The sequence below is a fragment of the Colwellia sp. BRX10-4 genome (assembly GCF_014077465.1).
GTDB lineage: Bacteria > Pseudomonadota > Gammaproteobacteria > Enterobacterales > Alteromonadaceae > Colwellia_A.
This window is the reverse complement of the sequence record NZ_JACGVZ010000013.1, coordinates 1-16,646: the sequence shown is the minus strand read 5'-3', so window position 1 is coordinate 16,646 and position 16,646 is coordinate 1. Positions and strand designations below refer to the sequence as shown.

Annotated in this window: 7 protein-coding genes and 1 tRNA gene; 2 read left to right on the top strand and 6 right to left on the bottom strand. The window is 38.3% G+C overall.

Annotated features, from left to right (window positions below):
- Positions 1-55: 55 nt before the first annotated feature.
- The 3 genes from glgX to H4J67_RS11480 are packed head-to-tail and all read right to left on the bottom strand — an operon-like array spanning position 56 to position 7,031.
- Positions 56-2,209 (bottom strand): glycogen debranching protein GlgX, encoded by a 2,154-nt coding sequence (gene glgX, locus H4J67_RS11490; protein ID WP_220471642.1) that lies wholly within the window; start codon positions 2,207-2,209, stop codon positions 56-58.
- Positions 2,206-4,494, bottom strand: coding sequence for a 1,4-alpha-glucan branching protein GlgB (gene glgB, locus H4J67_RS11485; RefSeq protein WP_182203793.1), 2,289 nt, complete (start codon positions 4,492-4,494; stop codon positions 2,206-2,208). Before glgB ends, glgX begins: the two co-directional genes overlap by 4 nt.
- A gap of 32 nt (positions 4,495-4,526) precedes the next feature.
- Positions 4,527-7,031, bottom strand: a complete 2,505-nt coding sequence (locus tag H4J67_RS11480; RefSeq protein WP_182203791.1) for a glycogen/starch/alpha-glucan phosphorylase — start codon at positions 7,029-7,031, stop codon at positions 4,527-4,529.
- A gap of 438 nt (positions 7,032-7,469) precedes the next feature.
- Here H4J67_RS11480 and H4J67_RS11475 point away from each other — a divergent pair, with 438 nt between their 5' ends.
- Entirely contained in the window at positions 7,470-8,501 is a 1,032-nt protein-coding gene (locus tag H4J67_RS11475; protein WP_182172377.1) for a LacI family DNA-binding transcriptional regulator, read from the top strand.
- An 83-nt stretch (positions 8,502-8,584) separates the two neighbouring features.
- On the opposite strand, the gene H4J67_RS11470 is transcribed toward H4J67_RS11475, so the two are convergent.
- Positions 8,585-10,036: an MFS transporter gene (locus tag H4J67_RS11470; protein WP_182172379.1), complete on the bottom strand. Its 1,452-nt coding sequence runs from the start codon at positions 10,034-10,036 to the stop codon at positions 8,585-8,587.
- A gap of 303 nt (positions 10,037-10,339) precedes the next feature.
- Here H4J67_RS11470 and H4J67_RS11465 point away from each other — a divergent pair.
- Positions 10,340-10,430, top strand: a tRNA-Ser gene (locus H4J67_RS11465).
- 815 nt (positions 10,431-11,245) lie between these two features.
- Here the strand turns inward: H4J67_RS11465 and H4J67_RS11460 are convergent.
- Both H4J67_RS11460 and H4J67_RS11455 read right to left on the bottom strand, forming a co-directional pair.
- Entirely contained in the window at positions 11,246-13,288 is a 2,043-nt protein-coding gene (locus H4J67_RS11460; protein ID WP_182172380.1) for a methyl-accepting chemotaxis protein, read from the bottom strand.
- A gap of 873 nt (positions 13,289-14,161) precedes the next feature.
- Entirely contained in the window at positions 14,162-16,051 is a 1,890-nt protein-coding gene (locus H4J67_RS11455) for a DEAD/DEAH box helicase (RefSeq protein ID WP_182203789.1), read from the bottom strand.
- Positions 16,052-16,646: the final 595 nt, after the last annotated feature.

Below are 16,646 nucleotides of genomic sequence, written 5' to 3'. Positions count from 1 at the left end.
TGCTTGTGGTGATTTTGTTATCTACGATTCAACTGCTTAACGCAGAACCGTATTGCTATTTGTCTTTTGGGCTATGTAAATACCGCAATACCACACAGCTATGTTCAGCAATGGTAATAGCGGGGTGTCTACTGTTTTTTGGCAATTTGTTGTCAGCGTTACGGTATTCTTGATTATCAACAGCGGTATCAATGAGCACTTGCCAGTAACCGCTAAGTACTGGCAATAAGAAGTTGATACTGCGCTGATGAGCATTAAAAATAATCAGTAGGGCATCGTCTTGCTGATGTTCAGGAGTAGATGAGCGCTCGGTATTGGCTAACATCATTGCAAAGCACTTGATGGATTGATCATGCCAATTGTCTTTAGTCATCGCTTTACCGTGACAATTTAACCAACTGATATCAACTAAACCGGTATGTTCACTTACTTTTACACCGTGTTGGTAATGTGTTCTGTTTAATAGCGGATGTGCTTTTCGTAGTGCAATTAATTTTTTAACAAAATCTGATTCTTGCTGTGCTTGTGGGCTTTGCCAATCTAGCCACGATATTTCATTATCTTGGCAGTAAGCATTATTGTTACCGCGCTGGCTATTATTGAGTTCATCGCCACTGAGTAACATCGGCGTGCCTTGAGCAATAAAGAGGGTGGTCAGTAAATTACGTTTTTGCTGGCGGCGTAACAGACTAATTCTACAATTGTCGGTTGGCCCTTCAGTCCCTAAATTATGACTAAAGTTACTGTTATGGCCGTCATGGTTTTGTTCGCCGTTCGCTTTGTTTTGCTTATTATTGAAGCTCACTAAATCGGTTAAGGTAAAACCATCATGTGAAGTAATAAAATTTACACTGGCACTAGGTCGACGACTGGGCTGTTCAAAAATGTCACTTGAGCCGTGCAAACGTTTAGCAAACTCTGCAACTAAGCCTTGTTCACCTCGCCAGAAGCGTCGACAAGAGTCACGAAAACGATCGTTTAGCTCTAACCAGCTATTGGGAAAACGGCCTAGTTGATAGCCGCCATGACCGACATCCCAAGGTTCGGCAATAAGTTTAACTCTTGATAAGATAGGATCTTGTCTTATACTGGTAAAAAAGTGATTGTTGGCTTTAAAATCAGGTGCATCGCGCCCTAGTACTGGCGCTAAGTCGAAACGAAAACCATCAACGCCCATGATTTCAACCCAGTAGCGCAAACTGTCAGTGATCAGTTGAATAATACGAGGGTGCTGCACATTAATGGTATTGCCGCACCCTGAAAAATTCTCATAATAGCGTTTGTCTGCGGGGTGTAAACGATAATAACTGGCATTGTCTATGCCTTTAAAACTCAGCGTTTGGCCAAGTTCATCACCTTCTGCCGTATGGTTATAAACCACATCAAGAATAACTTCGATACCTGCTTCATGGTAAGTTTCAACCATTGAACGAAACTCGCCAACCTCACCTGAATGGCAGTAAGCGGCGTGTGGAACAAAAAATGAAATGGTGTTATAGCCCCAGTAATTAGTTAACCCTTTGTCTTGGACAAAGTCCTCATTAATAAACTGTTGCACTGGCAGCAGTTCAATACTGGTTACCCCTAAAGACTTTAAATACTGGCAAACCTTTTTATTAGCAAGACCCGCGAATGTTCCGCGTAGCTCAATGGGTACATGGGGGTTTTGTTGGGTAAAGCCTTTAACATGTAATTCATAAAGAATGGTGTCACGGCGACGAACTTGTGGATGCGTTTGACTCAAAAGTAACGGTAAAACAACCACACACTTTGGCATAATCGCCGAATTATCACGATTATCAACAGTTAAATCTTTTTGGGTGCTTTTTAGATCATAACTAAAATTAAGGTCGCTGCGGATAAAACTACCGTGCAATTTTTTAGCATAAGGGTCTAACAATAATTTATTAGCGTTAAAACGATGGCCATTATGAGGTTCAAAAGGACCATGTACGCGGTAGCCATATAAACAACCTTCGACGATCCCTTCAACAAAACCATGCCAAACATCATCGGTAAACTCAGGTAATTCAATGCGCTGTAGTTCACATTTACCGTCACTTGAAAATAGACAAAGCTCTACTTTTGTTGCATGAGCAGAAAAAAGGGCAAAGTTACAGCCCAGACCATTTTTAGCCAGTGAAGCACCCATCGGATACGAACGCCCCGAAGTTACTTTGTATACAGTATTAATTACGCCAGTTGTCATTGTTTATTCTCAAGTGGTAAACGTGCATCTTTGAGGATAAACATTGCTGTTGCTAACGGTGGTACAGTAATGTCTATATAGTATTGCTGACCTTGCCAGGCCAATTCTACACTCGGTAAAACACCAAGATTCAAGGTGTTACTGCCGCCATAAATTTCAGCATCCGAGTTAAGTAATTCGACGTACTCTCCCGATTTTGGTACCCCTAACTTAACGTTATGATGGGTTTGTGAGGTAAAGTTACATACCACGACCACCGCATTCTCTTGGGCGTCATTGCCAAAACGTATAAAGCTGTAAATTGATTGTTCGCTGTTTTGATGATCTAACCAACGAAAACCCTCGCTTTGGCAATCTTTTTCATAGAGCGCTGGCGTGTTGCAATAAACCTTATTTAACGCTTTAATCAGTCGCTGTACGCCACTGTGCCAGTGAACGTCAAGTTGATGCCAATCAAGTTCGTGGTCATGATCCCATTCTTTACCTTGGGCAAATTCACAGCCCATAAAGAGGAGCTTTTTACCGGGGTGTGCCCACATAAAACTGTAATAAGCACGTATGTTGGCAAACTGTTGCCAAGCATCACCAGGCATCTTTTGTAAAATAGAGCCTTTACCATGAACGACCTCGTCATGACTAAGTGGCAGAATAAAGTTTTCATCAAAGGCATAAACTAGGCTAAAGCTAAGTTCGTTATGGTGATGGCAACGATGCACAGATTCACGCTGCATGTATTGTAAGCTGTCGTTCATCCAGCCCATATTCCATTTATAACCAAAGCCTAAACCGCCATCATGGGTCGCGCGAGAAACACCCGGCCATGACGTAGACTCTTCTGCAACAGAAAATGTACCAGGATATTGTTGATAGAGTTCTTCGTTAAAGCGTTTTAAAAAGTCGACAGCGGCTAAGTTTTCTCTGCCTCCGTGGATGTTAGGGATCCATTCATTTTCTTTGCGGCTGTAGTCGAGATAAAGCATTGAGGCAACTGCGTCAACGCGAATACCGTCAACATGGTATTTATCTAACCAATGCAGGGCATTTGCTCGCAAAAAATTGGCAACTTCAACACGCTCGTAATTATAAATAAGGGTATTCCAGTCGGGGTGATATCCCTGTCTGGGGTCTTCATGCTCAAAAAGATGAGTACCATCGAAGGTCGCTAAACCGTGATTATCACTTGGAAAATGTCCCGGTACCCAATCAATCAATAAGCCTAAATTGGCTTGATGACAGGTATCAACAAAATACTGAAAGTCAGCTTCATTACCAAACCGAGCTGTTGGTGCAAACAAGCCAACGGGTTGATATCCCCATGAACCATCAAATGGAAATTCACTGACTGGCATCAGCTGAATATGGGTAAAGCCCATTGATAAAGTGTAAGGAATAAGCTGGTCAGCTATCTGACGGTAATTTAAAAATTCGTTATTTTTATCTCGGCGCCAAGAGCCTAAATGGACTTCGTAAATTGAAATTGCAGCGTTTCTACTGTTATGTTTTTCACGTTTAGCTAACCAATCTTGGTCTTGCCAAAGGTAATTGTCTTTTGCACTGATAATTGATGCTGTGTCAGGACGGTATTGGGCTTGGTTGCCATAAGGGTCGGCTTTAAATGGTAACATGTTGCCGTTTTTGTCTTTAATCGCATACTTATATTGTTGCCCAACTGACGCTTGTGGGATAAATATATTCCAATAGCCACTAGCGACATCGCCCAAGGTGATATTTTGCATGGCATGGCTACGTTCATCCCAGTGATTAAAGTCACCAAGCAAAGAAACATGACTGGCATTAGGTGCCCAAACAGCAAACGAAACACCCTGAATTTTTTGGCCATTAAGGGTTTTATTTTGCTGATGAGCGCCTAATTTCTCGTAAGGTTTTTGATGATTACCTTGTTGCAGCAGGTAAATATCAAGCTCCCCTAAGGTAGCTGAAAACTGATAGGGATCGTCAATTAACCATGATGCGTTTGCATAGGTTAGCTTAAGTTTATAAGTGAATAATTTTTTACGACGTAGCTTCAGTGAGTAAAGTCCACTGTGATGAATTTTCACCAACTTACCTAATGATTTTATCTGTGCATTACTATTAAGTTGCGCTGATTTTTTATTAGGGGCTATGGCCATTATCTCAACAGCGTCAATATCGTTAAGGTGAGGAAAGTAGCAAGTGATCCGTAAATAACAAGTGTTTTGGTCAGCATTTAACCCTAAAACTTCGTAAGGTGTCTTATGGCAAGCGCTGACTAAAGCTTTGATGTCATTTACAGATAAACTCATATGTTTTCCTCAGTTTTCTTAATAATTAATGCTTAAGCGCTCGGTGTTAAAAACCAAATGTTTTTCACATAGTCTTCAATCGAGCGATCAGAATTAAATTTACCCATGAACGCTGTATTTAAAATGGCCATTTTTGCCCAACGTTTTTTGTCTTGATAAGCGACACCTAAAGCTTGTTGAGCGTCACTGTAGCTTTCAAAATCAGCCAGCACTTTGTACGGATCGCCACCTCCAAGGAAACTTTGTTTAATCGAAGATAATTCTCCCATATGACCTGGCGTAAAGTAGTCCGTGTCTAACCAGTCTAAACAGGCTTTGATTTCATTATTCGTTTCATAAAAGTGATAAGGGTTGTAGCCGATGTTATCTAGGGCTTTAACTTCATCAACGGTTAAGCCAAAGATGAAAATATTGTCGTCGCCAACTTCTTCAGCTATTTCAATGTTTGCGCCATCTAAAGTTCCAATGGTTACGGCACCGTTGAGAGCGAGCTTCATATTGCCAGTACCAGAGGCTTCTTTACCTGCTGTTGATATTTGCTCTGAAACATCGGCTGCCGGAATTATTTTTTCGGCTAAACTGACCCGATAGTTAGGTAAAAACACCACTTTTAATTTGTCTTTAATGCGGGAGTCATTATTGATTTTTTCAGCAATTTTATTGGTTGCGTAAATAATTTCTTTGGCTAACTGATAGCCCGGCGCTGCTTTTGCACCAAAGATAAATACGCGTGGTTGCATAGGTAAGTCAGGATCAGACAATAAACGGTGGTATAGCGCTAAGATATGCAATAAATTAAGGTGCTGGCGTTTGTATTCATGAAGTCGTTTAATTTGGACATCAAAAATGGCCTCTGGGCTCACATCTATACCGGTTAATGTTTTAATTTCAGTGGTTAATGCCACTTTGTTTTGATGTTTAATTGCCATGAATTTCTTTTGGAAACTGGCATTATCAGCAAGGGTTGATAATGAAGATAAGCTGTTTAAGTTTTTAGCCCAATCATCGTCAACATGCTTTGATAGTAATTCAGACAGTAATGGGTTACATGATTTCAACCAACGTCTAGGGGTAATACCATTAGTTACATTGGTTAACTTCTCTGGCCAAAGTTGGTTGAATTCTGGGAATAGATCTTTTTTTACTAAGTCTGAATGGATTTGAGCAACACCGTTAACTTTATGTGAAGTAATGACACATAAATGTGCCATACGCACTTTACGTTGTTCACCTTCTTCAATAATTGAAAGGTGAGCGCGCATTGCCTCGTTGTTTGGCCACATCGCATTCACTTCATCATTCAAAAATGCTTCGTTGATACGATATAAAATAGTTAAATGGCGTGGTAATACGCGCTCAAATAATGAAACAGACCATTTTTCTAACGCTTCAGGTAACAGGGTGTGGTTAGTATAAGAAAATACTTTACCGGCTAATTGCCAGGCGTTTTGCCATGAGAAGTCATACTCATCAAGTAATACGCGCATTAACTCTAAAATGGCAATGGTAGGGTGGGTATCGTTAAGTTGGATCGCTACTTTTTCAGCAAAGTTTGTACTACTTCCTTGGGTAAGTGGACCAAACTGCAGCTGATAACGACTAATAATGTCTTTAATTGAACAAGCACAGAAAAAGTACTGTTGAATAAAGCGTAATTCATTACCCGCATCGTGTTCGTCATTAGGATAAAGGACTTTAGATACAGTTTCAGCATTGACTTGATCGTGGTGGGCTTGTAAATAGTCACCCTGATTAAGGGTATCCCAGTCAAAGGCAGAGTCTGCGCGACATTCCCATAAGCGTAAAGCATTTACGGTTGACGAGTTATAGCCAACAATAGGAATATCCCAAGGAACCCCTTTGAGCATTTTTCCTGCACGCCAAACCGATGTTAAACTACCGTTGGTTTGTGCTTGTTGTTCAACATAACCATAAACGGGGATAAGCTGGATAGATTCAGAACGGCAAATTTCCCAAGGACTACCAAACTCACGCCACATATCAGGCTGTTCTATTTGGTGTCCGTCTTTAAAACTTTGTTTGAATAAACCATGTTGGTAATGAATGCCGTAACCCATAGCGTTGTAATCAAGTGTCGCTAATGAATCAAGAAAACATGCAGCTAAACGGCCTAATCCACCATTACCTAGTGCTAAATCAGCCCCTTCTTCACATAAGTCGGCTAAATCAAAACCGAGTGATTTAAGGGCCTTTTCGGTATTTTTATATAAATCTAAATTATGTAAGTTGTTAGAGAGTAGTCGCCCCATCAAATATTCAAGTGACAGGTAGTTAATACTTTTAGTCGCTGATTTTGCTTGTTGAACCTTACTTGCTTGCAGTTTATTAATAATAATTTCATTAAGCGCCATTGATGTCGCTTGCCAATAAGCCTGCTTGTTTTGTGGTGTGTTTTTGTAGGCGTCTTCACAAATAACGCGATCACCTAAGGTACTATTCAAATGGTGCTGAATGCGTTTTTTTAACTCTGTGGCGGTAATATCAGCGGTGCTACTTTTTATTTTTTTATTTATCATAATAAATTTTTATCATCAAAAACCGTCTTCTTCGTTGCTGACGTTTTGATTTGTTTCCTGTTTATTTAAAATCTGTGGCGTATATATAGGACTTTATTCATCCTTATTTTTTATTTGCATCAGTTGTACGAATTTTTTCCACAATAAATAACGTGATGATTAAATTATGCCGATGTTAGAAATTAGAGCAATAAACTACATACGTATGCATGATGGATTTATGCACTATTTGCCATGCATACGTATGCATTTTTGATGATTATTGGCGCTTAATGAAAAGTTCAGGGTGATGACTTACTCGCTACCATTAAAATTTAATGAAAGTCGTCGTTTATCAGCTGAGTAATTTTTTGCTTTACTCTTAATAAGGTATACAAGGCTAGAGGGCTAAGTTAGTATCTAAGTAGTATATTTATTAATAAGTTATTGGTTAATTTAATGGTTAAAGCTAAAAATACTTCGTTTGATATTGCTTATCGTGCGGGCGTTTCTCAGTCAACAGTCTCAAGAGCACTACGTAATAGTCCGTTAGTAAATGAAGAAACACGGCTACGTGTTCAAGCCATTGCCAAAGAACTTAATTACAAAGTAGATAAAAACGCCAGCAGTTTACGTACTCAACGTAGTGTCACCATTGCCTTGTTATTGTTTGAAGACCCAACCAACGATGACTCATTAATCAATCCTTTTTTTATGTCAATGTTAGGCAGCATTACCCGAGCTTGTGGTAATAAGGGCTATGATTTATTAGTCTCTTTTCAGCAAATGAGCCACGATTGGCATGCTGACTTTGAAGATACCCGTAAAGCTGACGGGATAATTTTGTTGGGTTACGGTGACTACACCGATTACGAAGAAAAGCTTGTTCAGTTAATAGAGCAAGAAACCCATTTTGTTCGTTGGGGGGCTGAAGTAAAAGACCTCGATGTTGTTTCTGTCGGTTGCGATAACTTCCAAGGAGGCTATCAACTCACCGAACATGTCATTAATAATAACCGCAAAAAATTTGCTTTTCTAGGCGGTATTTCAACGGGCTCTCCTGAATTTTTAGATCGTTATTTAGGTCATTGTAAAGCGCAAACTGATCACGACTTAGTCGTTAATACCCAACTTCAATTTGACGCGATTTCTACCGAAGAATCTGGCCATAACGCTGCATTAAATCTTATCAAGGGTGGTGAAAGTTTTGATGCTATTATGGCAGCCAGTGATTTAATTGCCGTGGGCGCCATGCGCGCTTTGCAAGAACACAATATGCGCGTACCCGAAGATATAGCCGTGTTTGGTTTTGATGATATTCCGGTTGCTAGTTTTACTTTTCCGACCTTAACTACGGCTAAACAAGATACGATGTTAGCAGGGGAGTTATTAGTAGAGAAGCTTTTAGCACTAGTGAATGGTGAAGAAGCAAAAACAGAGTTGATGGCAACCACACTTGTGGTTCGTCAATCTTGTGGCAGTGGTAATTGATGTTTTATAGCGTTTATATAGGTTAGTTTTTCACTAAAAAATTTTAGGTAGAGCCCTAACCTACAAACAAAAGCGAGTAGAGGTTACTCGCTTTTTTCTTTGACAAAATAAACGGAAACAGCGCCAAGTACCATAGAGACACCCGCTAAGATAATAATATTTATTGCCTGATTTTCAAAAACTGAATTTAATATCCAGCCAGCAAAAATTCCTGAGATAATTTGTGGCGCGGCAATGGTAAAGTTAAAAATCCCCATGTATACACCGGTTTTGTTGGCAGGTAATGCACCAGCAAGTATTGTGTAGGGCATTGCTAAAATAGCCGCCCAAGCAATACCTACACCTATCATAGGAATAAATAAAGTAACCGCGCCTTGTGGCACCGTGATTTCGGTGATCAATAAATTGACTAAAGTTGGTTCAGGGTTATTGATAAACATAAAGCTTAAATAACCTAAGCCACCGGCGAGTAAGGAAAACGAGTAAACCGCTTTTCGGCCAAAGGTATTGGCAAGCTTGGCCAGCACAACTGAGAAAAACGCCGCAAACAAAGAATACGCTGCAAACAAAATACCTACCCAGTCACCTGCTGCGCCTTTTGCTGCAGCGATATCATTGGGAATACCACCAACAGAGCTGATATAGGTTGGGTCAAACCATTTTACGTCTATGCCCCAAACCTGTTGAGCAATGGCTGGCATGGTATAAACCCACATTATAAATAGAGAAAACCAAGAGAAAAACTGTACGAGTGCTAAACGCTTCATTACCTCAGGCATAGTTTTCATTAAGCCAACGAAGTCAGTTAGTTTTTCAATTAACGACTTTTCAATGGCTTGTTCTTTGGCAACTTGTTCAGCATCCATTCCTTTGAATTCATAATATTCTTTAGGTGAATATTCTTTAGTTTTAAAAACCGTCCATAACACCGAGCCTAATAAAACCGTGGCGCCAATATAAAATGCCCAAACAACAGATGGAGCAATACTACCTTGCTGTGAGGTATTCTCTAAACCAACAACATTTGTAAGAACAAATGGCAGTATAGAGCCGATAACGGCACCAATATTAATCAAAAAGGCTTGGATAGCATAACCCTTGTTCATTTGATTATCGGGCACCATATCAGACACTAGCGCTCTAAAAGGTTGGAAAGCGATATTAAAAGATGCGTCCATAACCGCTAACATCATCGCACCAAAAATCATTGGCGTGATAACAGAGACAAATAACGGCGCGTTTGGCATTAATAACATACCGACAGTTGCGCATATGGCACCGATTAATATATAGGGGTTACGGCGACCAAACTTATTCCATGTTCTATCTGACGCTGCGCCGACGAGAGGTTGGATAAGTAAACCCATAATAGGAGCGAGCAACCAAAATAAAGATAAAGAGTGCAGGTCAGCACCCAAGTCTGAAAGTATTCGACTGACATTAGCGTTTTGTAAAGCAAAGCCAAATTGAACGCCCAAAAAGCCGAAGCTAACATTCCATATTTGCCAAAAACTGAGTTGAGGTTTGTTTTTCATTTATTATTTTTCTTATGAGAGTAACACACGATGAAGTCATATAATCACAACCAAAAAACTGACACAACAAATTACATACGTATTCAGCATGATATAAACAGGTAATATTATTATTTAAACGCAGCGAAAGTTTTTATGTAAATAGTCAATAATGGTAAATTATCGCTAAATAGCTGTTTTTTTCGCACACTTGTTGATTTATCGAACATAAAGAAGAAATAGTAAAATTAGTGCTTTACAAATGTTATTGCAGGTCTTAATATCTGCCCCGTCTTCAAGCAAGCAATTGTTTTAAGACATTCAGGTGAGATGGCTGAGTGGTCGAAAGCACTGGTCTTGAAAACCAGCAAGGGTTTATAGCCCTTCTAGAGTTCAAATCTCTATCTCACCGCCAAACAAAGAGAAGCCCGTTACGAAAGTAACGGGCTTTTTGTTTTTTAATAATTAGAAATTTTAAATAAGGGTTTATAGAACTAAACCTTCGAGTAGAGTTCAAATCCACTCTCACCGCCAAACAAAGAAAAACCGCTAATCGAAAGATTAGCGGTTTTTTGCTTATAACAAGTTAAATCTATTTAGTAATAATAATTAAAGAACACCTTAACAGGTACTTTAGATACCAATACAAAAGGAAGGTCACTTTACACAGTACCTTTTAATCTTTTATGCAATGTCATAAGATTAATACCATGTTTTTATTGTATCTTAGCTAGTGTAAACCCTTGTTCTCTTGGCTCTCTGGCTTGAGTCGTATTCTTAGTCGTTGAGTGATTAGAAAAGGGCGTCCATAAAATTCAGAATAAATAGCAAGTTTGCTTTAGCTAGACATAGACTGACAAATGGGCCAGAACATAGTATTAAAACAACAAAAATACTGCTTGAATTTTTAAAACCTACCATTATTCCGTTCCAACCTAGGGCAATACGCGAAGTAAAAATAATGGTTACGTAGCAAAGTATGGCTTATCTAGAAATATTACAGAGGAACTTCATATAAAAATAATGGAGTTGAGCCATCGTAGAATAAGTGGAAAAAATATTGCTGATATTTTTTACCTGTAGGCAAAGCAACAATTAACAGAGTTCTAAGCGCGAATAAGTAGCTAGTTTTAGGATATCGCTGCAAGCATGTCATTGTCAGGTACTGATCTTAGTGGTTATGTGGAAATAGATAATTCTTATTCCACATAACTCATGCCAATTAATCGTTTATATTTTAAATTGTTTGATTTGGCTTGTAAGTCCTTCACCTAATCTGGCCAATTCATTACTTGTTGTCGATACCTGTGACGTTGATGCTGATGATTCAATCGTTAAGTTTTGCACATTAACAACATTGCGGTTAATTTCTTCAGCAACAGAAGATTGCTGTTCAGCAGCGGTTGCAATCTGACAATTCATATCATTAATAGAAACTATTGATGATATGATGAGTGTGAGAACATCGCCTGTTTCATCAATTTTTTCCACCACTTGCAGTGCTTGCTCATGGCTTTTATTCATACTGGCAACAACGTTGAGGGTACCAGTTTGTATTTTATCGATCATTGTTTCAATTTCTAAAGTAGATTGCTGAGTGCGCTGCGCTAGCGTACGAACTTCATCTGCAACAACTGAGAAGCCACGCCCCTGTTCTCCAGCACGAGCCGCTTCAATAGCCGCATTGAGTGCTAATAAATTTGTTTGATCAGCAATACTTTTAATTACATCTAATACAGAACTAATATTGTCACTATCAACTTTGAGTTTATGAATCTCCTCTGAGGATTTATTAATTTCATCTGTTAATAGACCTACTGATGCGACAGTTTTTATTATAAGATCACCACCTTTTTCAGCATAAGAGTTGGCCTCTACTGCTGAACTAGCGGCTTGAGCGGCGTTGCTGGCTACGTCCTGTACCGTTACTGTCATCTCATTCATCGCCGTAGCGACTTGTTCAGTTTCACGACTAAGATTTTCTACTCCTTGGCCTGTTAATTGGCTAACAGTTGATAACTCTTCTGCGGCTGCTGAAAGCTGATCAGAGGAATCTGTTACTTCACTAATTACTTTACGTATTTTGGCAACAAATTTATTAAAAGCGCGTGCGAGATCACCTGTCTCATCTTTAGCACTTTCGTCAATAACTACGGTCAAGTCGCCTTCGCCTTGAGCAATATCTTCCATTCGAGACAATATTTTTTGCAGAGAACCACTGATATTCATTGCTATATATAGGGCCATAATGATACCTACAACAATGGCTATAAAAGTAATAATCAACATGAAATTACGCGATGTAGAGTATTTCTCAGAACTACTGATGGCATCATCTTCCATCTCACGTTCTGCTTTTTTTACTAGGCTAGTCATTAAAGCGCCGGCTTTGTCACTTAGTTCTCGTCCTTTATTCGATGATAGTTCAAAGGCACGATGGTTACCGTTTTCACGTGTAGCATTTCTTACTTGCTGATGTAAAACTAGATATCGATTGTACTTTTTTATAAAACTATCAAGTACTGGTTTGTCTTCATTAGAAACAATCAATTTTAATTGGGATAAGCGGTCAGAAATATCAAGTTTCCTCTTGTTAATCTTGATAGCGAACGCTTCTATGTCTGTTAAATCAGTCGAAAGAATCATGTTTTTTTCGTCACGATGAATTTCTACTAAGTTCCGATTAATGCGGGCTGAAAGTTTAATTTGATCTGCTGCGAGGCGAACCAAATCTAATTTATTGGATGAGTTTAAAGCATTGTTTGCAAGTTCTACCAAGGACCTAATTTCTTTAGATGCAGCATCGAAGGCTTCACGGGCTTCACCCTTAGATAATTTTCCTGCCACCTTGTTAGAGTTTAGTCTAGCGAGTGTCCGTACTTCAGCATTAATCGTTATGTATTCATCCCAAAGGTTAGAAAACTGATCTAATAACGCCTTGCCATCATCATCAATCAAAGCCCTTAGTTTGATCCTACGTTCAGTCATTTCAATATTTTCTGTAGCGGTATTGGCAGAAAACACGTCCATTTCTTCTTTAGTTTGAGCTAAGATAATATTTTTTTCTGCTCTCGAAATAGCTAACACGTTTTGGTTTATACGTGCCGACAGTTTTACTTTTTCAGCTGATACATCTACAGCTCCTTTGAGTAACTTATTTATACTGGACATCCCAGTAATACCCGACCAGGCAATTATACTTAACAATAAAATTAAAACACTATAGCTGACAATAAGTTTCGTTTTTATTGAATATACTTTTAAATTTTTCATTTGAGGTTCTAGATTATAAAGAAAAATAATATACATCATTTATATCAAAAACATTAATAACTAAATGTATCAATATTGATAAATAACTTTTATATTTATTATAATAAAAGTAATAAAAGTAATAAAAGCTTTAATACGTCTCAAAATATCGCATCTTTAAACTATCAAAGTGGTGACTTTAAAACCTATGCTAGGCTTTAGAGTTAAATACCTTATTAACAGAAATTGTGGATAGTTATATTTTGCGTAACTCTCTGATAACTCACTGACCCGAGAATGAAGGTTTAATGGTAGGATTTGGTAACGGTAAGTTTTAGCAACCCTTGTCTTTAAAAGTTGCTTAACCACTTCAAATCATCAGGCACATGGTGTTTTGCACTATAACGGCTAACCGACTTCTTCTAAATCGTTGACCACAAATTGTAAGGGCGGGAGTCACCAATTTATCAGAATTATCCTTGGTAAAAGTTACTTTATGGTTAAATGCTATTTGATTTTCCTGATTTATTAGCCCAAATAGCATATTAGGTACTAAATTTTTTTTTATATCAGTAATAAAAGGTGTTATTTTGTGAATACCTAAATATCTCAGTTGTGACCTTGGACTATATAATCGAAAACATGAGTGTTTGTTGTAGGAAACTTCTCTCTTTTTTCAAAATATCAGTCTTTAGAATGGTGTGAGTTTGATGGAAAGTATACAAGTTAAAGAGTACGTGAAGCATTATTTTCCAGAGTTCTATTTTTATCGCACTACTATATCCTGTAAGTTACACAGATAACTTATTAATTTTAATTTTTAAAGTACTCTTGTTAAGTGTGTGCGTTCATTTTTTTCATTAGGTTAATCATTGTTTATATTTTATATTGAGCCTATTTGAGCTCATTGGCTTTTCGGTATTTACCTTGATAGTCAAAAAGTCTGTTTTTGACACGCCAGTAGAATTTTTGTTTTCTACCAATGACAAAGTCAGGACACGGTAAAATGTTAGCTAACGTTAATGCCTGTTCAAGTGTAGTCACTTCAAACGATTCAGTAGAGCCCAGCTGAACACTAATTTTAGCGCTAAGGCGTTTAGAAAAGATATCATTGAACGCTTTAACTTGATTGGGCTTAGCGAAGTCAAAAGATTCATTGAGTTCAACGCCTTCTTCATCATGGTAAGTGATTTTTAACTTATCAGCTCCCTTATCACTCACTTTCGTTAAATTAAGACCTGCGCAACGTATAATTTTTGAATCTTTAAGTTGCAGTGCTTTTTTTAACATATCATCGGGGTCAACCAAGACTTCATGACACTGTAAACAGTTACGAGCAGCTATGTCATTTTCACCACCGCAGTGTGGGCATTCTTTAAATACAAAACGATAGTCACATTGGTTATCTGACCCTTGTTCTTCAATCAAGCCTTGGCATCGTCGGCCGTAGTGTTCCACTAGATAGCCGTCATCATCACAAATGCCCCAAAATAAATTGGGAAATTCACAACTGGGGCAAATAACTTGCACCGGCTGACTTTTACTATTCGGCTTTTTCTCACCAACTTCGGGATGATAGAGGTCAAATTCATTGCCCGTATAGTCAATGACTAAGCAATCTTTTTTGTTATCACTCAAACGCAGACCACGACCGATGATTTGCTGATAAAGACTAACTGATTGGGTTGGGCGTAATATCGCAATCATATCGACATGTGGTGCGTCAAAGCCAGTGGTTAATACTGAAACATTAACCAGGTATTTAATTTCTTTACGCTTGAATGCCTTAATTAACTTGTCGCGTTCAGTGTTGTCGGTAGCACCGGTAATTAATGCACTTAATTGGGCAGGTAAATAACTGAAGACTTCCTTTGCATGCTCAACTGTAGCGGCAAATATCATAATACCTTGACGTTTATAGCCTAACTCAATGACCTGCTCAATAATGCCTTGAGTCACCCGGGGATTTTTGTTCAATAGATGATTGATATCCACAGGACTATATTCACCAGAGGCGTTTGCTCGCAGACTACTAAAATCATAATGTTCTATGGTGGCATCGACTAAATTAGGTTCGGTTAAATACTGGCGTTTAATTAAGTAACGAAGGGGTAGTTCATAAATACAGTGCTCAAAAGGTCGCTTTTCTTCACTTCGCATGAAACCACGGTAATGTTTTTTATAAATCCAGCCCATACCTAAACGATAAGGGGTTGCGGTTAAACCCAATAATTTAACATCGGGATTAACTTGCATCAATTTTTCAATAATTTGTTGATACTGGTTAGTATTGGACAGCTTGCTTGCTTTTTCTTGTGTTTGCTCTTTGGGCTCCCCTTTAGCTTTGTCCTTAGCAAGCTCAGTGCTGGCTAAGTTAACTCTATGACATTCGTCAATAATAATTAAAGAGTAGGGCTCACTAAAGTCATCTAAATTGCGAGCTGCCGATTGTATGCTAGCGAACGTGACTTGGTGCTGAGTTTCTTTCAGTTTTAATCCGGCCGAATAAATACCGGCGGTAACACCATAGCTTTCATATTTTTGATGATTTTGCTCGACCAATTCTTTCACATGGGTGAGTACCAGTATTTTTCGCTTTGCCAATCGAGCAAGCTCGGCAATTACCAGACTTTTACCTGAGCCTGTAGGTAAAACAATCACCGCAGATTCGTTGGTTTTTCGAAAGTGTTTAAGCACCGCCGAAACAGCTTCTTGTTGATAATCTCTAAGTTGAAAAACTTCCACGCAGTGCTCTTGCCTTAATAGGGAAATAAAAACGGCCATAATAGCAAAGTAGTGGATAAGTCCAAAATTTAAAACTAACTTTAAACCTTGATTAGTTTGTAGGAGTTAATCTAATAGTAGGGTTTAATAAAAGACTAATATGCTGCGCATTACTGGGAACACCATTGAGGTAATTGAGCCTTTGTATGATTTTTTTGCAAAAAATTATACAAAGTAGTACTGATAGGTAGCTTTACAGTTTCTTCTTAGTAACTAGGGAGTCCTTCATAAAAATCAAACAGACAATTTATCTGTTTAATTTATTATCTATAATGATCATGAATTTACTCTAGTGGAAATTTATTGAATAAAACCAGTGCCCATAGACGTCCCATTCTTCACACAAAATATAGAAAAACCGATAACCAAAAGTTTAATGTTTTTTTGTTTAATAACGCTAAAATTTTTATAGCAAGGGGTATATAAAAAAGCAGTTATTAAAGTACGAAGCTTTTACATTTTAGTAATATATGAAGGTTGAACAAATGAGTGTTAGGAAAGGATTTACAATCGATCTTAAACGACTAGGTTGCCGTCATTTTTGGTGGTGTATTTATCTCTTAAAATGCTTAAAATCAGGCTAAAAAATTGTACA

Bases quoted from the DNA above. Each gene is read 5' to 3' on its own strand.
- H4J67_RS11470 (WP_182172379.1), bottom strand. From the start codon at position 10,036: ATGAAAAACAAACCTCAACTCAGTTTTTGGCAAATATGGAATGTTAGC.
- H4J67_RS11455 (WP_182203789.1), bottom strand. From the start codon at position 16,051: ATGGCCGTTTTTATTTCCCTATTAAGGCAAGAGCACTGCGTGGAAGTT.
- H4J67_RS11475 (WP_182172377.1), top strand. From the start codon at position 7,470: ATGGTTAAAGCTAAAAATACTTCGTTTGATATTGCTTATCGTGCGGGC.
- H4J67_RS11460 (WP_182172380.1), bottom strand. From the start codon at position 13,288: ATGAAAAATTTAAAAGTATATTCAATAAAAACGAAACTTATTGTCAGC.
- H4J67_RS11480 (WP_182203791.1), bottom strand. From the start codon at position 7,031: ATGATAAATAAAAAAATAAAAAGTAGCACCGCTGATATTACCGCCACA.
- glgX (WP_220471642.1), bottom strand. From the start codon at position 2,209: ATGACAACTGGCGTAATTAATACTGTATACAAAGTAACTTCGGGGCGT.
- glgB (WP_182203793.1), bottom strand. From the start codon at position 4,494: ATGAGTTTATCTGTAAATGACATCAAAGCTTTAGTCAGCGCTTGCCAT.